At 70.4% G+C, this 17,994-nt stretch carries 15 protein-coding genes; 5 read left to right on the forward strand and 10 right to left on the reverse strand.

The features are described 5' to 3' along the window. Nucleotides 1-46 precede the first annotated feature (46 nt). Nucleotides 47-1,753, forward strand: a complete 1,707-nt coding sequence (locus I5071_RS26065; protein WP_236515547.1) for a cation:proton antiporter — start codon at nucleotides 47-49, stop codon at nucleotides 1,751-1,753. On the opposite strand, the gene I5071_RS26070 is transcribed toward I5071_RS26065, so the two are convergent. The 4 genes from I5071_RS26070 to I5071_RS26085 all read right to left on the reverse strand — a co-directional run bounded on the left by I5071_RS26070 (nucleotide 1,731) and on the right by I5071_RS26085 (nucleotide 5,315). Beyond that, the gene (locus tag I5071_RS26070; RefSeq protein WP_236515548.1) at nucleotides 1,731-2,411 is read right to left on the reverse strand and encodes a potassium channel family protein; all 681 of its coding nucleotides are present in this window, start codon (nucleotides 2,409-2,411) and stop codon (nucleotides 1,731-1,733) included. The two genes, I5071_RS26065 and I5071_RS26070, sit on opposite strands and share 23 nt — an antisense overlap. Then, entirely contained in the window at nucleotides 2,408-3,934 is a 1,527-nt protein-coding gene (locus tag I5071_RS26075) for a cation:proton antiporter (protein WP_236515549.1), read from the reverse strand. Before I5071_RS26075 ends, I5071_RS26070 begins: the two co-directional genes overlap by 4 nt. Nucleotides 3,935-4,011: 77 nt before the next feature. Beyond that, nucleotides 4,012-4,908, reverse strand: coding sequence for a 1,4-dihydroxy-2-naphthoyl-CoA synthase (locus I5071_RS26080; protein WP_236515550.1), 897 nt, complete (start codon nucleotides 4,906-4,908; stop codon nucleotides 4,012-4,014). A 38-nt stretch (nucleotides 4,909-4,946) separates the two neighbouring features. Then, on the reverse strand, nucleotides 4,947-5,315 hold the full coding sequence (locus I5071_RS26085) for a DUF1330 domain-containing protein (RefSeq protein WP_419249604.1): 369 nt from the start codon (nucleotides 5,313-5,315) through the stop codon (nucleotides 4,947-4,949). Between I5071_RS26085 and I5071_RS26090 the strand changes: the two genes are divergently transcribed. Then, the gene (locus tag I5071_RS26090) at nucleotides 5,239-6,483 is read left to right on the forward strand and encodes a transposase (RefSeq protein ID WP_329611073.1); all 1,245 of its coding nucleotides are present in this window, start codon (nucleotides 5,239-5,241) and stop codon (nucleotides 6,481-6,483) included. The genes I5071_RS26085 and I5071_RS26090 overlap by 77 nt on opposite strands. Nucleotides 6,484-6,487: 4 nt before the next feature. Here the strand turns inward: I5071_RS26090 and I5071_RS26095 are convergent, their stop codons facing one another. The 5 genes from I5071_RS26095 to I5071_RS26115 all read right to left on the reverse strand — a co-directional run bounded on the left by I5071_RS26095 (nucleotide 6,488) and on the right by I5071_RS26115 (nucleotide 12,279). Continuing rightward, on the reverse strand, nucleotides 6,488-8,092 hold the full coding sequence (locus tag I5071_RS26095) for a phytoene desaturase family protein (protein ID WP_236515551.1): 1,605 nt from the start codon (nucleotides 8,090-8,092) through the stop codon (nucleotides 6,488-6,490). 79 nt (nucleotides 8,093-8,171) lie between these two features. Beyond that, the gene (locus I5071_RS26100; protein WP_236515552.1) at nucleotides 8,172-8,414 is read right to left on the reverse strand and encodes a hypothetical protein; all 243 of its coding nucleotides are present in this window, start codon (nucleotides 8,412-8,414) and stop codon (nucleotides 8,172-8,174) included. A 57-nt stretch (nucleotides 8,415-8,471) separates the two neighbouring features. Further along, entirely contained in the window at nucleotides 8,472-10,340 is a 1,869-nt protein-coding gene (locus tag I5071_RS26105) for an ATP-binding protein (protein ID WP_236515553.1), read from the reverse strand. After that, on the reverse strand, nucleotides 10,337-10,969 hold the full coding sequence (locus I5071_RS26110; RefSeq protein ID WP_236515554.1) for a response regulator: 633 nt from the start codon (nucleotides 10,967-10,969) through the stop codon (nucleotides 10,337-10,339). Before I5071_RS26110 ends, I5071_RS26105 begins: the two co-directional genes overlap by 4 nt. Next, on the reverse strand, nucleotides 10,966-12,279 hold the full coding sequence (locus I5071_RS26115; protein ID WP_236515555.1) for a serine/threonine-protein kinase: 1,314 nt from the start codon (nucleotides 12,277-12,279) through the stop codon (nucleotides 10,966-10,968). The genes I5071_RS26110 and I5071_RS26115 overlap by 4 nt, the downstream gene beginning before the upstream one ends. A 53-nt stretch (nucleotides 12,280-12,332) precedes the next feature. Here I5071_RS26115 and I5071_RS26120 point away from each other — a divergent pair, with 53 nt between their 5' ends. Continuing rightward, nucleotides 12,333-13,565 (forward strand): MFS transporter, encoded by a 1,233-nt coding sequence (locus I5071_RS26120; RefSeq protein ID WP_236515556.1) that lies wholly within the window; start codon nucleotides 12,333-12,335, stop codon nucleotides 13,563-13,565. 61 nt (nucleotides 13,566-13,626) lie between these two features. On the opposite strand, the gene I5071_RS26125 is transcribed toward I5071_RS26120, so the two are convergent. After that, the gene (locus I5071_RS26125; RefSeq protein WP_236515557.1) at nucleotides 13,627-15,117 is read right to left on the reverse strand and encodes an FAD-binding protein; all 1,491 of its coding nucleotides are present in this window, start codon (nucleotides 15,115-15,117) and stop codon (nucleotides 13,627-13,629) included. 358 nt (nucleotides 15,118-15,475) lie between these two features. Between I5071_RS26125 and I5071_RS26130 the strand changes: the two genes are divergently transcribed. Further along, nucleotides 15,476-17,224, forward strand: a complete 1,749-nt coding sequence (locus I5071_RS26130; protein WP_236515558.1) for a tryptophan dimethylallyltransferase family protein — start codon at nucleotides 15,476-15,478, stop codon at nucleotides 17,222-17,224. A 93-nt stretch (nucleotides 17,225-17,317) separates the two neighbouring features. Then, nucleotides 17,318-17,797: a hypothetical protein gene (locus tag I5071_RS26135; RefSeq protein ID WP_236515559.1), complete on the forward strand. Its 480-nt coding sequence runs from the start codon at nucleotides 17,318-17,320 to the stop codon at nucleotides 17,795-17,797. The last annotated feature ends 197 nt before the right edge of the window (nucleotides 17,798-17,994 follow it).

Here is a 17,994-nt window from a genome sequence, read left to right on the forward strand (position 1 = left end):
GCGGGGGCTCGCGTGCAGAAATGAGCACGGTGCACGCGCCCCGTACATGAACGTCACCGGGACGCTCTCGCTGCACCTGCTCGCGGCGCTCGCGGTCGCGCTCGTCGGCGCGATCATCGCGTCGTGCGCGCGACAGTCGGTGCTCAGCGGGTTCGTGCTCGCGGGCGTGGTCGTCGGGACGCTGACGCCGGGACCGGTCGCCACGCCGAGCGTCATCGAGCAGCTCGCGGAGATCGGGATCGTGTTCCTGATGTTCGTCGTGGGCGTGCAGCTCTCGGTGCGCGACCTGCTGCGTCGCGGCCCGCGCCTGCTCGCGGTCGCGGGGACCCAGGTCGCGGCGACGATCCTGCTCGGCATGGCGATCGGGCGCGCGCTCGGGTGGAGCGCGATCGAGTCGTTCGCGTTCGGCGCCGTGGTCTCGAACTCCTCGAGCACCGTGCTCGCGCGGGTCGTGTACGAGCGCAAGGAGGGCGAGCAGGAGTGGGGACGCATCGGGTTCGCGTGGTCGTCGATCCAGGACCTGTCGACGATCCTCCTCGCGGCCGCGCTCACTGCGCTCGCGCACGAGGGCGAGCCGGACGGGACCGGGATCGCGGAGTCGATCGGGAGCGCGCTCTTCTACCTGCTCGTGCTCTCGCCGTGCGCGCTCTGGCTGGTGCCGAAGCTGGTCGGGCTCGCTGCGGCCGCGCGCAGCCGCGAGATCTTCCTGCTGAGCATCGCGGTCATGGCGCTCGCGATGGCGTGGCTCGCGTCGTGGCTCGGGGTCTCGCTCGCGCTCGGCGCGTTCGTGGCGGGCGTGGTCGTGAGCGAGTCGGATCATGCGCACCGCGTGCTGCGGGACATGATCCCGCTGCGCGACCTGTTCTCCGGGCTCTTCTTCGTGTCGGTCGGGATGCTGATCGATCCGGCGTTCGTCGCGTCGCACGCCCCGATGATCGCGCTGACCGCGGGCACGATCGTGATCGGCAAGGGCGCGATCAACCTGGTGCTCGCGCGCGCGCTGCACCTGCCGAAGCGGGTCGAGCGGATGGTCGCGCTCGGGCTCGCCCAGTCCGGCGAGTTCTCGTTCCTGCTCGCGACGATCGGCGCCGAGCGCGGGGTGCTCTCGAGGGACGTCTTCCACGTGCTCGTCTCGGGGACGATCGTGAGCATCCTGCTCTCGCCGTACGTCGTGGGCGTCGGCGCGCGTGTCCTCCGTCGCGTCGCACCGGAGGCGCCCGGGGCCGAAGAGCGCGAGAGCACGTCGAAGGTGGGTCACGTCGTGGTGTGCGGTCATGGGCGCGTCGGCGAGGTCGTCGCGCGGCTGCTCGAGCGGCGGCACGTGCCCTACGTCGTGGTCGAAGAGGACCGGCGCATCGTCCGCGCGCTGGCACGTCACGGGGTGCACGCGGTGCTCGGCGACGCGTCGAACCCCGACGTGCTCGAGCGTGCCGACGTGCGCGGGGCGCGCGCGCTCGTGGTGTGCCTGCCCGACCGCATCACCGCGCGATGTGCGGTCGAGAACGCGCTCGCGATCGCCCCCGACATCGACGTGTACGTGCGCACGCACCACGCCGACGAGCAGCACGTGCTGCACCGGAAGGGCGCGACCGAGGCCGTGTTCTCGGAGCTCGAGCTCGCGCTGGCGCTCGGTGCGCGGACGCTGCGCGCGCTCGACGTGCCCGCGGCGGAGGTCGAGCGCGACGTCGCTTCGATGCGCTCGGAGAGCGCGCCGCCGCCGGCGCCGGTGCCTACGACTCCCGAACCCGCGTGAACAGCTCGATCGTGATCGCGACGTCCTCGCGCCGCGACACGAGGAGCACCGCGTGCCCTCCGAGCACGACCGAGTCGCCGCGGGGCGCGACCACGCTGCCGTTGTCGGTCGCGATGCCCGCGATCACCGCGCCGCGCGGGAACTCGGGGGAGGTCCCGAGGTCGCGCACGGTGCGGCCCGCGACCTCCGCGCGCTCGGGCACGACGATCTCGAACGCGATGGAGTCACCGGTGCCGAGCACCATCGAGTGCCGGACGCGCGGGTGCTCCATCGCGACCGAGAGCGCGCCGACCATCGTCTCGATCTCGCCGAACACCTGATCGATCCCGGCGCGCGCGTAGATCGTGCGGTAGCTCGGGTCGCGCAGCCGCGCGAGGATGCGCTTGGCCCCGAGGGTGCGCGAGATCGCGGCGACCGCGAGGTTGTCGGCGTCGCGACGCAGCATCGCGGCCACGACGTCGGCGCGTCCCACGTCCGCGTCGGCGAGGATCCGAGGCTCGGTGCCGTCCCCGACGATCGCGGCGAGCCCGTGCTCCGCGAAGCCGCGCGTCGCGATGGAGGGATCACGATCGACGAGCGTCACCGCATGTCCCGCGCCACCGAGCGCGAGCGCGAGGTGCGTGCCGGCGAGACCGCCTCCGACGATGACGATTCTCATGCCTCGTGGTGCTCCTGTTCACGCAGTCGGAGGATCCGCTCGTCGATCGCGGCGACCTGCGCCTCCACCGCATCCGACTCGAGCACGCCACGGCGGGCGGCATCGAGGAGCGCGGCGCGCTGGGCGTCGAGCACCGCGGTGTCGACGTGCACGTCGTCGCCTTCGATCTCCGCGGCGCGCAGCGTGCGCTCGGCCTCGAGCAGCTCTCGCTGGAGCTGCGCGCGCTTCTCCGCGTGGGCGCGGCGCGAGACCAAGCCCGCGTCGTGCAGGGCGTCGAGCTCCGCTTGGCCGCGGCGCGCGGCGACGAGCCGGGCGCGCGCCTCCGCGACCGCGGGGTCTGCGCCGTGCTCGACCACACCGAGCCAGCGCAGGACGCGCGCGAAGGGCAGCGCCTGGGTGACGAGCGTGACGAAGGTGACCCCGAAGACGATCACGACGAGGCGCTGCTTGAACGGCACCGAGTCGGGGATCGCGAGCACGGCCGCCATCGAGAGCGAGCCCTTGATGTTCCCGGCGACCATCACGTGCTGCCAGCGCAGCGGGAGCCGCTCGCGCATCGCGACGCGCAGCGCGCCGAACCCGCCGTACACCGCGAGCGCGCGGCCCGCGTGGAGCGCGGCGAGCGCGAGGAGGATCGAGGGCGCCTCTTCCCACAGCGTGGCTGCGTCGATCTGCATGCCGACGAGGAGGAAGACGAACACGTTGAGCGCGAAGCCGATCGTCTCCCAGAAGCCGTGGAGCGCGAGCACGCGCGAGGGCGGGAGCGATCGACGCGCGGCGCGGCCGAGGACGAGACCGACGATCACGACCGCGATCACCGGGGAGGTGTGCACCTCCTCGGCGATGAGGGAGGCGCCGAACACGGTCACGATCGTGACGAGGACGGCCGTGAGGTGGTCCGGCGTGGCGCGCAGCGCGGCAGCGCCGAGGGCGCCGAAGACGACGCCGAAGAGCGCGCCGCCGATGATCGCGATCGAGAGGGAGCGGCTGACGCTGACCGCGTCAGCGGTGCCGCCGCTCGCGATCGCGGCGGCCGTCGCGACGAGGACGAGCGCGGTACCGTCGTTGAAGAGGCTCTCGCCTTCCATGATCGCGGCGAGGCGTTGGGGGACGCGCACCGCGCGGAACGCGAGCAGGACGCTGACGGTGTCGGTGATGGCGAGGAGCGCGCCCAGGACGAGCGCGACCGCGAAGGGCAGATCGAGCGCCCAGGTCGCGACCAGCGCGGTGCCGACGAGCGAGATCGCGACCCCGGGGATCGCGAGCGTGAGGATGGGATTGCGGGCTTCGCGGAGGTGGTCGAGGTTCGCGAAGAGCGCGCCCTCGAACACCAGGACCGGCAGAACGCCGACGAGGATGAGCTCGGGGTCGAGCGGCGACGGTGGGAGGACGCCGAAGAGCACGAGCCCCAGGCCGACGAGCACGAGCGCGACGTTGTAGGGGACTCCGATGCGCTTGGCTGCAATCGCGACGGCCGATCCCACCGCGAGGATCAGCATCGAGCCTTCGAGCGTGTGCCTCATCTCGCGAGGGGCATCTTATCCGCCACGGCGGACGGATCACGCACGAAGTCGCGGAAAATCGAACTACGGTCGGGGGATCAGTAGTGCCAGGGGAACTTCTTGAAGTCGCGGGGGCGTTTCTGGACGAACGCGTCGCGACCCTCCTGGGCCTCTTCGGTCCCGTACGCGAGCCGCGTCGCCTCGCCGGCGAAGAGCTGCTGACCCACGAGGCCGTCGTCGATGAGGTTGAAGGCGTACTTCAACATGCGGATCGCGGTCGGGCTCTTGGTGTTGATGTCGGCGGCCCACTCGAGCGCGACCTTCTCGAGGTCGGCGTGAGGCACGACAGCGTTCACCATGCCCATCTCGAACGCCTCGCGCGCCGAGTAGTTCTTCGAGACGAAGAAGATCTCTCTCGCGCGCTTCTGGCCGACCTGCCGCGCGAGGTAGGCGGAGCCGAAGCCGCCGTCGAAGCTCGCGACGTCGGCGTCGGTCTGGCGGAAGAGCGCGTGCTCCTCGCTCGCGAGCGTCATGTCGCAGACGACGTGCAGAGAGTGGCCACCGCCGACGGCCCAACCCGGGACGACGGCGATGACGACCTTCGGCATGAAGCGGATCAGGCGCTGCGCTTCGAGGATGTGGAGACGACCGAGGCGCGCGGGATCGATCTTGCCGGCGTCGGCGCCCTCGTACTTGTAGCCGTCCTTGCCGCGGACGCGCTGATCGCCGCCCGAGCAGAAGGCCCAGCCGCCGTCCTTGGGCGACGGGCCGTTGCCGGTCAGGAGGACGACGCCGACGTCGCTCGAGGTGCGCGCGTGCTCGAGCGCGGTGCAGAGCTCGTCGACGGTGTGTGGGCGGAACGCGTTGCGGACCTCGGGGCGATGGAACGCGATGCGCACCGTGCCGCGCTCTTTGGCGCGGTGATAGGTGATGTCGGTGAACTCGAAGCCCGGGACGGGCTCCCAGCGAGAGGCGTCGAAGATCGCGGAGACCATGATGCGGCGCGATGTAGCACGCGCTCACGCGCACGCGCTCAGCGCGGCCATTCCTTCGTCGGCTGCAGCACCGCTTCGATCAGCGCGTTCGAACGTAGGTGAGTGACCTTCTGGTACTCGGGGTCCGCGACCATCTTCGAGAACGCCGCGCGGTCCGGATACCGCACGAGCAGCACGACGTCCCACGACTGCCCCGGCTCCGCGACGAGCGCTGTCCCGCCGTCACCGACGTAGACGAGCTCGGCGCCGTACTTCTGCGCGAACGGCGTGAACGCGCGCACGTACTCCGCGTAGCGCTCGCGACCTCCGTCGGGGCGGAATCGCAGGAGGTTGAGCATCACGACGGGGCCACTCTCGTCCGCGGCGAGGAAGCGCTTGAGATCGGAGCCGCGGGGATCGATGGCCATGTGTCGTCTCCTGTGCTGTCGAGACTACTGCCTGCGATCTCGCGCACGAAGGGCGCGGCTTCAGGAGCAGCGCGCCGGTGAGGTCGCGCGGCGCGCGAGATCGAGAGACGTCCGCGACGCGCTGACCGACCGCGCATCGATCAGCGCGGGTGGCGGCCGCCACGTCGTCGCCCGCCATCCCGCCGACCCACGTTGCGGTTTTCCGCGCATTCCATCCCTCGAGCACCGGCACACGTCGTGCGCACCCCGCATCCGCATGACCCAACCCCGCCTGCTCGAGCCCGGCGCCATCTACCTCGTCACGCGCCGCACGTTGCGTCGCCATCACCTCTTCGCGCCCGATCCGCGCATCGATCGCATCTTCCGCTACGTGCTCGCGATCGCCGCGCAGCGCACCGGAGTTCGCGTGCACGCCGCCGTCCTCATGAGCACGCACGAGCACCTCGTCGTCTCCGACCCCGACGGTCGCCTCCCCGTCTTCCTCCACTATCTGCACCGCCACGTCGCGCTCGCGACGAAGGCCGTGCGCCGCTGGGAAGGCGCCGTCTGGGATCACGAATCGACGAGCATCGTCGAGCTGCGCACTCCGCACGCAGTCGTCGAGAAGATCGCATACGCGATCGCGAACCCGGTCGCCGCGGCCCTCGTCCCACGCGCGAAGGACTGGCCGGGCGTGACGACGCGCCCACGCGAGATCGGCACCGCGACTTGGCGCATCGCCCGACCCCCCGAGTACTTCGCCGCCAACGACGAGAAGTGGCCTCCCCACGTCGAGCTCCGCCTCGAGATGCCGCGCGCCGCGCGCGATCTCCACCTGCAAGACGACGACTTCCGCGAGCTCGTCGCCACCGAAGTCGCGTCCCTCGAGTCCGCCGCACGCGCGAACGTCCGAGCCGACCAGCGCACCTTCGTCGGCGCCGATCGCTGCGCGAAGCTCTCGCCATTCCGGCGCGCCCGCTCCTGGGAGCCCATCCGCGACACGAACCCCACGTTCGCCGTCGGCCGCGCCAACGATGACGCGCGCCGCGAATCCGCCGCGCGCGTCCGAGCGTTCCGCACCGCGTACCGCCAAGCGTTCGAGTCGTGGCATCGAGGGCTGCGCGAAGCGCCCTTCCCTGCCGGGACCTGGCTCATGCGCGAGCGCTACGCCGCGCCGATCGCGGCCTGAGCCCTCACATCGCGATCGGTCGCAGCCAGCGCACCGCGTCGACCGGCTCCGCGCTCACCGCGGCCAGCACGCCGCCCATCATCGCGCCGATCACGCCGACCGTCGCGACCTCGCTGCCGCTGAAGAAGAGCCCGTCGATGGGCGCGCGCGGGCGCAGCCAGCGGTTGTGGAAACGCCGCGCCGTGGGCTCGAGCCCGTAGATCGATCCGTGCACCGGGCGCACGAAGTGGTCGGTGCTCACCGGCGTGCCGAGCTCGGCGAGCTTCACCTTCGGCGTGAGCCCGGGCATGCGCGCGGTCAGCTGCGAGAGCAGCTGCTCAGAGAGCCGATCCTTGAACGCGTCGTAGTCCGCGCCGCGCTTCTTCCAGCGTGCGTCCTTCCATTTCTCGAACGACGACCACGGCACGAACGTCACGACCTCGCCGGTGTGCTTGAGCTCGTTCGGGTCGTGCTCGGGATCTTTCTGTGACGGGAAGCTGCAGTAGAGCACCGATGCGCGCGACGGCGCTTCGCTCTCACGCACGCGCCACGCGTCGTCCTCCATGTCCCACGTTTCGTAGAACCACTCGTTCGCCGCGGTCGCGCCCGCTTCGCGCGGATTGCCCTCGAACCCGATGTACAGGCACACGTGCGCGGGCGCGGGCGGAAGCTCGGCGACCTCGCGCGCCCACGCATCGTCGCGGTAGGGCGGTGGCAGGAGGCGCGTCACCGTCGAGAGCGCGCCCGCCGCGCTGATGACGCGCTTGCTGCGCACCTCGCGCCCGTCGCGCAGTCGCACGCCGACCGCGCGCCCGTTCTCGACGAGGATCTGCTCAACGTCGGTGCGGATCGCCGTCCATCCGCCGGCACGCTCGACCGTCGCGAGCAGCCCGCGCGCGATGCGCCCCGCGCCCCCCACCGGGTAGTAGGCGCCGTGCATGAAGTGCTTCGCGACGAGCGCTTGGATCGCGAACGACGAGCGGCTCGGCGTCGATCCGTAGTAGCCCCACTGCGACGTCAGCACTGCGCGCAGCTTGGGATCGGTCGTGAGCTCGCCGAGCACGGCGGCGGTGCGCTTGGTGAGCCAGCGCTGGGCCCCGCGCGCGAGCACGGGGTCGATCACCCGACCGACGTTCGGTCCGAAGAGCCGCGCGAGGTAGTAACTCTTCATCTCCTTCGCGACGGCGCGCACGAGATGGAGGTACCCGTCGATCGCCTCGCGCTGATCGGGAAACGCCTCCAGCAGGTTCTCGCGGAACTGCCCAGGCGAGTCCGGGAACTCGATCGTGAAGTCGTCCGGGAAGTGGAACCGATCGTAGACGCCGCCGAGCGGCGCCCACTCGAGCTCACCGCGCGTGAGCTCGCGGAGGATGCGCCCGGTCGCGGTGTGCGTCGTGACCTCGCCGACCGCGTGCACCCCGACATCCCAGTGGTAACCGGGACGCTTGAACACGTGGGTGAACCCGCCGGGCACGTAGTGCTGCTCGAGCACCAGCACGCGACGACCGAGCGAGGCGAGCAGCGCGGCGCTCGTCATCCCGCCCATGCCGCTGCCGATCACGATGTAATCCCACGGCCCCGCGGGAATGTCCTTGCTCCACGGGCGCTCGCCTTCGTCGTCTGCCTTCACGACCGAGGTTGATATCGGAGAACCGCCAGCACGGGAAGCGCGCGTCGCGCCCGACGCGATCCGCCACACCCACCTGCGCTCAATCGCGCGTCGGCTCGCTCTCCTCGAGCGGCTCGTTCTCCAGGATCGTCCGCTGATCGATCAGCGCGTCCTCCGCGGGCACCGCGTCACCGTGGTTGCCCTCCGGCCCCCGCCGTCTCGCCTCGCCAGACCGCTGCTCACCTTCGCGTCCGATGCCCATCTCGCGCTCGTACGGACCCTCGCAGGCGCTCGCGTACGCCGCGATCGCCAGCGCGACCCACGTTGCGGTGCGGACCTTCATGCCCATCCCCGAAGCACGCCCCGCGCCGACCCGCGACCCGTAGCACCACGCCCCGCCTCACGACGTCGCAACGAGCTCGCGCAGCACCCGCGCATCGAACGGCTTCTCGATGCTCCGATTGCCCACGCGCGCCAGGAAGTCCCGTCCACCGGGGCTGAACGCGCCACCGCTCATGAACACGATCCGTCGCGCGATCTCCGGATGCGACTGCGACAACCGCTCGTGCAGCTCCATCCCCGTCATCTCGGGCATCATCACGTCGCACAGCACGAGGTCGTACCCACGTTCGTCCAGGCGCGAGAGCGCGACCGCTCCACTGGTCACGACCTCGACGTCGTGATCGCGACCGAGCATCCGCCGCACCGTCTCTCCGATCTCCGGCTCGTCGTCCACCACGAGCACGCGCCGGCGCGGCACCCGTGGCGGCGTGGCGGCCACCGGCCGTGTTCGTCCGAGCTGGCTCGGACGCGCCGCGGGCAGCGTCACCCGGAACGTCGTCCCCTCGCCCACCCGGCTCGTCACGCTGATCGCGCCCCCGAGCTGCCCAACGATGTTGCGACAGATCGAGAGCCCGAGCCCCGTCCCCACACCGCTCGGCTTCGTCGTGAAGAACGGCTCGAACACGCGCCCGAGGTGCTCTTCCGCGATGCCCTGCCCGGTGTCGTGCACCTCGACGAACGCGTCCCCGCTCGCATCGGTCCCGGTCACGATCCGGATCGCGTGTCGATCCGCCGCTCCCAGCGGAATGGCATGCGCCGCGTTCTGAACGAGGTTGAGGAACACCTGCGCGAGCCGCGCCTCGCTCGCGACGACGAGCGGCGTCGCGCCGTACTCCTTCACCACGCGCGCGTGATGTCGAACCTCGTTGCGGATCATGCTCAGCGCGGAGTCGATGATCTTCGGCAGCTCCACGTTCGTCGCCGGCGCCTCGTCGGCCCGCGCGAACGCCTTCAGGTCGCGCACGATCTGTCGAACACGATCGGCGCCGCCGAGCGACGCCCGCAGCGCCTGCAGCAGCTCGTCGACCACCTCGGGCGCCAGCGTGACCGCACCGTCACCACGCGCGCGCGCTCCCTCGAGCTCCTCGGCGACGTAGTCGAGGTTCCCCATGACGTACGCCATCGGGTTGTTGATCTCGTGGGCGACGCCTGCCGCGACGAGCCCCATCGTCGTCAGTCGATCGCCGAGCTGGAGCTGCGCCTGCGCCTGCTGCAGCTCGCGATCGTCGCGCGCCACGAGCACGATGCCCGCGAGCGCACCGCTCCCCTCGCGCTGCGCCGAAGCGTTCACCGTCAGCGTGAGCACCTCGCCGCGCGCCGTCACGAACGCGACGCGCCGATCACGAAATCGCTCCCCCGCCAGCGCGCCCGAGGGATCCACCGCGAGCGGGCTCTCGCGCGCCGCGAGCAGCGACGCGAGCGACCGGCCGACCAGCTCTCCGTGCTGCCACCCGAGCAAGCGCGCGATCGCCGGATTCGCGCGGAGGATCCCGCCGCTCGCATCGAGCACCAGCACGCCGTCGATCATCGAGTCGAGGATCGCGGCGAGCACCGAGCGCTGCCGCTCCAGCTCCGCGAACGCACCGCCGACCTCGGCCGCGGTGTTGTTGAAGAGGTACGCGAGCACGTCGAGGGGATCACCCTCGAGCGAGCGCGCCGCGCGCGCCTCGAAGTCGCCCGCCGCGAGCCGCAGGAACGACTCGCTCAGCGCCTGCACACCCTGCTCGAGCCGCTGGTGATCGCGCTCGCGCTCCTTGAGCAGTCGATCGAGCTCTTCCGCGATCAGGTTCACGAAGAACGCGAGCGTGTCCTCGGTGTCGCGCGTGTAGTCGCGCGGCAGTCGCACCGAGAAGTCCGCCTTCGCGAGGCGCACGAACGCCTCGATGAGCCAGCCTGCGAGCTGCCGATCCGAGTCCTCTCCGCTCACCGCTTCGCTCTCTTGGTCATTCGGTCGCTCGCGTCCGCCGCGTCGACGTCGCGCATCGTGCGCCCGACGACGCCAGGCAGCGTCGAGAGCTCGGCCGGGATGCGCGCCCAGAGTCGCTCCGCATCGATCGCGTACGCGCCGTCGTCGCGCACGACCTCGCGGATCCCCGGATGCTCGCGCTCGAGCTCGTCGAGCATCTCCGAGCGCTCGCGCGACCGACGATCCGCCTCCGCGATGCGCCGCAGCTCGTCGAGCCGCTCGAGCGCCTGGCGCAACATCGCGCGCAGCTCGTTCTTGTCCCACGGCTTCGTGAGATAACGATGGACCTCGCCCTCGTTGATCGCGCTGAGCGCCGAGGGCAACGACGCATCGCCGGTGAGCAGCACGCGCACCACGTCGGGAGCGACGCGCCGGATCTCCGCGATCAGCTCGATGCCGCTCATCTCCGGCATGTCGATGTCGCTGATCACGACGTCGACGTCTCCCGCGCGCACGGACTCGAGCGCCTCGTACGGCGAGATCGTCGTCAGCAGTCGATAGGGCTCACCGCGCAGCGTGCGACGGAGGCTCTCGAGGATCTCGATCTCGTCGTCGACGACGAGCACCGTGTGCGCGCGCTCGTTCGTCATCGCGAGAGCCACCTCCGCCAGTCCGCGCGCGACGCCGCGCGCGCCGCACGACGAAGATCGACGATCATCTCGCGCGCGCTCTGGTACCGCTCCTCGCGGCGCTTCGCCATCGCACGATCGACGATCGCCTGGATCCCTTCGGGCACCGGCGTCCCGCCCGGCCGCACGATCCTCGGCACCGGCGCCTCGAGCTGCGCCTCGAGCAAGCGCGCCACCGACAGTCCCGCGAACGGCGCGCGCCCGGTGAGCATCTCGAAGAGCACGCACCCGAGCGCGTAGAGATCGCTGCGCCGATCCGCGGCCTCTCCGCGCACCTGCTCCGGCGCCATGTACGCCGCGGTCCCGATCACGAGCTCGCTGCGCGGGCCTTCCCCCGTGCGCGCGGGCTCGAAGCTCGCATCGATGATCGCGGCGAGCCCGAAGTCTCCGATCTTCACGTGATCGTCGTCGTCGACGAACACGTTCGAAGGCTTGAGATCCCGATGCACCACGCCCTGCGCGTGCGCCGCGCGGAGCGCCGCCGCGATGCGCCGCGCGATGATGAGCGCGCGCCTCGGCTCGATCGGCCCGGCCTGCAGTCGCTCGTCGAGCGTCGGGGCCTCGACGAGCTCCATCACGATGAACGAGCGCCCGTCTGCGAGCCGACCGAAGTCGAGCACGTCGACGATCCCGCGATGTCGCGCCCGCGCCGCCGCCTTCGCCTCGACCACGAACTGCGCGGCGAGCATCGGATCGCTCGCCGCGCCCGGCAGCAGCAGCTTGATCGCGACGTGCTTGTCGAGGACGAGGTGCCGCGCGCGATGGACCGTGCCCATCCCGCCGCGCCCGATCTCGTCGAGCAAGCGATAGCGCCCGGCGCGCGCGGGCGCACGCTCGTCACCGCTCGGCTCCGCGACGTCTTCGATCTCGCGCTCGTCGAGATCCGCGATGCGACGCAGCTCGGCCGCCAGTCCCCGCGGCGTCACCCGCGTCACCAGCAGCACGTCGATCGCCGGTGCCTCGGTGCCGGGCCCGCGCACCAGCGGCTCGGCGCGCCCGTCGCGCAGTCGCACGCGGATGCGCCCGACCCGCGACTCGCTCCCTCCGAGCGGCAGCTCCGCGATCAACGCGAGCCGCGCCACCACCGCGTCCGCGAGCGCAGCATCGATCGTGATCGCGCGCCCGTACGTCGGCTCGTACCGGATCTCGTGCCGGCGCGCGCCCGGCTCGATCGTCACCGCATGCGCGCCCCGCCGCACGATCGCGAGGAGCAGCAGATCGGCGACCTCGACGGCCGAGAGCGCATCGAGCGCGGTGATCGCCTCCTGCATGCGAGCCGCCGAGGATACCGAGGAAGCGCGCGGCTGTTCTAGACTCGCGCACGATGTCGCATCCGGTCGTGCAGCCGCTCACCGCCTACCAGCGCAAGCTCTTCGTCTTCCTCGGCGTCGCGACGTTCTTCGAGGGCTTCGATCAGATGGCGCTCGCGCAGATCCTCCCGACGCTGCGCGACGAGATGCACCTCGGCGAGTGGGAGACCGGCCTGCTCGTCGCGTTCGTGAACCTCGGCACCGTCGTCGCGTATCTGCTGGTGCGACAAGCCGACGTGTGGGGCCGGCGCGTCGTGCTCTCGCTGACCATCGCGGGCTACACGCTCTTCTCGTTCGCGAGCGGCCTCGTGTCGTCGCCCTGGCTCTTCGCTGCGCTGCAGTTCGTCGCGCGCGTTTTCCTCATCGGCGAGTGGGCGGTCTCGGTCATCTACGCGGCCGAGGAATTCCCGGCCTCGCGCCGCGGCATGGTCATCGGCGTGATCAGCGCGTGGAGCGCGCTCGGCGCGGTCGTCTGCGCGGGCATCGTCCCGCTGCTCGTCCGCTCTCCGTTCGGGTGGAGGACCGTGTACTTCGTGGGCACGGTGCCGCTCGTGCTGCTCGCGTTCTCGCGTCGCTCGCTGCGCGAGACCGAGCGCTTCGCGGCCCTCGCGCCCGAAGAGCGCGTCGCCTCGTCGCTCACGCGCATCCTGCGCACGCCGTATCGCGCTCGCGTGCTGCAGCTCGCGCTGATCTGGGGCCTCACCTACGTGTGCACGCAGACCGCGGTGACCTTCTTCAAGCAGCACGCGGTCGAGGATCTCGGCATGCCGGACACCCGCGTCGGTCTGCTGATCAGCGTCGCCGCGGTGGTCTCGATGCCGCTGGTGTTCATGGTCGGACGGCTCCTCGACGTCACCGGACGACGCCGCGGATCGATCGTCATCTTCCTGCTCACCGCGGCGGGCGCGCTCGGCAGCTACACGCTCGAGGGCGAAGGGATGCTCTTCGTCCCGGTGGTGCTCGCCATCTTCGGCGCATCCGCGGTGCTGCCCGCGCTCAATGCGTTCACCACCGAGCTCTTCCCGACCGAGCTGCGCTCCGACGCCTTCGCGTGGTCGAACAACCTGCTCGGTCGTCTCGGCTACGTCGTCGCGCCGATCGCGGTGGGCCTCGCCGCCGAAGAGATCGGCTGGGGCCTCGCCGTCGCGTCGACCGCGATCGGACCGATCCTCGCGCTCGTGCTGATCCTCAAGTGGATGCCCGAGACGCGCGGCCGCGAGCTCGAGGACACCTCTGCGATGCACTGAAATGGAGAACGCGCGCCCGGCAGCGAGCCGAGCGCGCGTTCTCGTGTGGATCTTCCGGCGATCAGCAGTCGTCGTCGAAGATGCCCGGCCCCGGCGTCAGGATGTTGTCCGGGTCGAAGTACGCCTTCGAGACCTGCGCGCGCAGCCACTCGGATCCGTAGTGACGACGCCAGTCGGCGCGCGTGAAGTCGAGCGTGCCGATCGGATAGCGATAGCCACCGACCGCCACCGCGCGATCGAACCACGCGCGGTTGCGCGCACGCTTCGCCGCTGCGTACGAGGGCTCGAACCCCGGCGCGTTGTTCGCGGTGAGCACGTCGAAGAGCCACACCACGTCGTCGTCGGGCAGACGGAACATCGGCCGCGTGATCGTCGACGTCTTCAGCGGGAAGACGAGGATGAATCCCGCGATGCCGAGGTCGTCGGGCGCCAGCGAGGTGAGCGTGTCGTCGACGTACTCCTCGACGTCGCTGTCGGGCAGGAACACGTCGAACCACGGCTTCATCGCGCCCGCCCAGAGCCCGATCGACGACAGGAACGCGATGCCCTGGTCGACACGCGTGTGGTAGTCGAAATAGGGCCCGTCGAGCTCGACCATGTTCGCGGGATCGAACTGCAGGCCGCGGAGCAGATACGCCGTGTCGGGCGGCGATCCCGCGTCGTACCACTGCGCCGTGTACATCTCGTAGAACCACGCGCCGGTCGCGGGGTCCTGCTTCGCTCCGCCGTAGACGAGGTCGATCTCCTCGCGCGCGACGAGCGTGCGCATGTCGTCGAAGAACGTGCCGATGTCGTCGTAGCGGATCGTCTGATCACGCACGAGCGCACCGACCGTCACGAGCCGCAGCTTCGCGCGGACGATGATCGCGTACTGACCGACGCCCGCGAGCACCGCCTCGAAGAGCGAGCGGTTGCGCGACATCGAGCAGACCTCGAGCGTGCCGCGTCCGGTCACGACGGTGAGCTCGAGGACGTGCTGCACCTGCACGCCACGCTTGTAGGCCATGCCGCTGATGCCGCCCATCGAGAGCGTTCCGCCGACCGAGAGGCCCTGGAAGCCCGTGAGCACCGGCGGCGACTGGCTCGTCGCGAGCGTATGGGTCAGCAGGTTCGCCCACGTCGAGCCCGCGTCGACGACGGCGTAGCCCGCACCGATCTCGTGCACGGCGTTCAACGTCGCCATGTCGATGAGCAGGCCGTTCTGGACGAGGCCCTGACCGTCGGTCGAATGGGCCTGACCACGCGCCGCGACTTTGATCTCGCGGTCACGACAAAAGCGCACCATGCGCTGGACGTCGGCGATGGAGCCGGGTCGCAGCACCGCTGCCGGCGTCTGGAAGACGAGCGTGCCCTTGTCGTTGCTGTACGCGGCACGTGTCGAGACGTCGGTGAGGAGCTGGCCGTCGAGGGCTGGCACTGCGTCGAACGCATCACAGCCCGAGTACCCCTGGGCGACCCACGCGCGCGCCGAGGAGCTGAACCCGACGACGGCTGCCGCAGCACCCACGGTGGCCGTCGCACGCAGGAACTCACGCCGATTCGTCACGTCCATGAAACCTCCTCTGAACGAGAGTCGCCCTCGCAGCTCGCGCTCACGCGGCCGCCGGGGACTGCTTCGGAGCGGGTTGGGCGCATCCGTCTGCAGTACCGTTTTTTAGTCTGACACCACTCCTAGTCTTCGTGCAACCCAATTGGGATCGAGCATGACATTGCGGCGCTCGAGTCCGTTTAGGGGATTTCCCCGACAACGGTCTCAGACGAGTGTTGTACAAGTACGGATGGCCCCGACCCGCGCTGACTGTTGTTCAGCGCCCCATGTCGGGAGTCGGTGGTCCCCGCCTCGCCTTCCAAGGACCGCGAATCACCCAGAGCGTCTCTCCGATCAGCAGTTTTCTTTCGCAGGAGGAGTGATGAAGCAGTACAAGCGTGATGTGGAGCGTCCGTCGACGGATGGAGTCCGTGTCATCCATCGCGCACATGCGCAGGGCCCGAGTCTCCTGGATTTCGGTGCCCGTCGACTCGAAGCCTTGTGTCTGGCCGCTGGATTCGAATCTGCGACGAGTGAGGTCGTCGACACCTTTCGTGCGCTGTTGTCGCCTTGGGGCGACAGACCGCTCCATCATCGCACTTCGTCTCCCGATGGAGTGTGGGTGTCGGACATCAGCGACGACAACACGCCAATCGAGCTATCCGCCGCGATCGCTGCGGGCGAAGTAGAGGTTCGAGTCCTCCTCGAGGCACAGGCCGAGGAGCCGACTCTCCCTGCTTATCGCGCCGCCGCGATCGCGTTGACGGAACGGTTGGAGCGTGACCACGGCGCCGATCTCTCGCGCTTCCGCGTCGTCCAGGACCTGTTCCTCCCCGACGACATGCACGGTCCCTTCGCGCTCTGGCACTCCGCGGTGTTCCGCCGCGGTCGCCCGCCGGCGTTCAAGGCCTATTTCAATCCCCAGGCGTACGGTCGCGGGCGCGCGCAGTCGGTCGTCGAGGAGGCGCTGCACCGCCTCGGGTTCGACGGCGCGTGGGCCTCGCTCTGCCGCACCGCGCGGCGCGGGCCGCACCTCGACGAGCTCAAGTACTTCGCGCTCGATCTCGTGGCGGATCCCAAGGCGCGCGTGAAGGTCTACGTGCGCCACCACGACGCGACCGCTGCGGATCTCGAGGCCGCGTGCAGCGGCGCCGAGAGCTACACACCCGGCGAGGTGCACGAGTTCGTGCGCGCGATGGGCGGCGACCGCGAGCGGCTCGCAGCACGCGCGACGTTCACTTGCTCGGCGCTCGTCGAGGGCAGCGTGCGTCCCGCCGCGACCACGGTGTACGTGCCGATCTGCGCGTACGCGCCCGACGATCTCGCGGTGCAGCAGCGCGTGCACGCCTATCTCGTCGAGCACGGGATGGACCCCGCGCCGTACGACCAGCTCGTGCGTGGCTATGCGGAGCGCCCGCTCGATGCCGGCGTCGGCATGCAGAGCTGGGTCGCGTTCCGGCGTCACCACGACGATCCGCGTCTCACCGTCTATCTCGCGACCGAGGCGGCGAAGGTGCACCCGCGGGGCTCGGTGCCCGCGGCGACCGGCGACCGGCTCGCGTTCGCGAGCGCGGAGGCCGTGCTCCGCACCATGTCCGAGTACGACGTCTCGGATCACCCGCTCTTGCGCCGCCTCTCGCGCGGCGCGGATGCGACGAACGAGATGCTGCGCCTCGCCCGCGAGCTCTGCGTCGGGCTCGGGACGCAGCGCGCGCGCTGGCTCGCTGCGGCGGGATCGAGCGCCGACGACCGCGAGATGCACCGCACGCTCGAGCTCGATCTCGCGCGCATCGAGGCGGCGCTCGGCGGGCTCGCTCCGGACGGACACGCGGACGAGCTCGACGAGCTGCTCGGTGCGCGCATCGCGCCTGCCGACGCGGTCGAGGCGATCGCCGCGCTGGTCGCGTCCGATGCCGCGGTGCAGCAGGTGCTCGCGGCGATCGACGCGTGCAGCTCGCCCGCGACCTCGCTCGCGAGCGCGCGCAGCGAGGCGCACGCCGCGCTCGTGCGCAGCGTGCCCACCGCTCGACGCGCCATCGCGTCGATGCGCAGCGGCGCGATGTCGGTCCACTCGGCGCTCTGGGAGTGGCTCGACGATCGCTACGTCGAACGCTTCGCTGCGAACGAGTGAGCCACCACGCGGCGCTCCGCTCGCAGCGGAATGCACTTTCACCATTGCACCGCTGGCGCGAGATGAGGCACCATCGCGCGGCGGGCGAATGACATGAGCGACGTCAACTTCGAAGTGCTCGAGAAGGGCTTCGGGATCGCGTTGTGGCGCAACGTCGTGATCCAGATGTCGTTGAACGATCCCAACGAGGCTCGGATGCGCGCGACTCGCCAAGCGGGGCGCAAGCTCATGTCGCAGACGCGCGGCCCCATCGGGGCCGTGATCGTCGTCGGTCCCAAGTGTCCCGTCCCCGACGCGGTCGCGCGCGAGCACGCCGTCGGATTCTTGTCCGACATGCGCGAGCGCGCGCGCGGCGTGTGCCTCGTCTTCGAAGGGGACGGGTTCCTCGCGGCAGCGTCGCGCCTCGCGATGGTCGGGATGATCTCCGCGGCGCGCTTCCCCTTCGAGTACAAGATCGCGCGCTACGACAGCGAGGCCGACGTCTTTCTCCGTCAGCACCTCGACACGTGGAGCGCGGGCGAGCTCGTCGACGCGATCAATCGTCTGAGGGTGCGCATCCCCGTGGATTCTTGAGTGCTCGAGCGCGCGAAGCGCGCGGACCGTAGGGACCGGCGGGCGAGCCGATGTTTCGACGTTTTCGAGCTCGCGCGCGTTCGCGTCGGGGAAAACCCCGACGCGCTGACGTTCCTCGAGCGGATATATCGAGCGCATGGAGGGCGCTCGCCTCGCGGGTGCGAGGCCGTGGGCGCTCGGCGTCCGTCCTTCTCCTC

It is taken from the genome of Sandaracinus amylolyticus, assembly GCF_021631985.1.
Lineage (GTDB): Bacteria > Myxococcota_A > Polyangia > Polyangiales > Sandaracinaceae > Sandaracinus > Sandaracinus amylolyticus_A.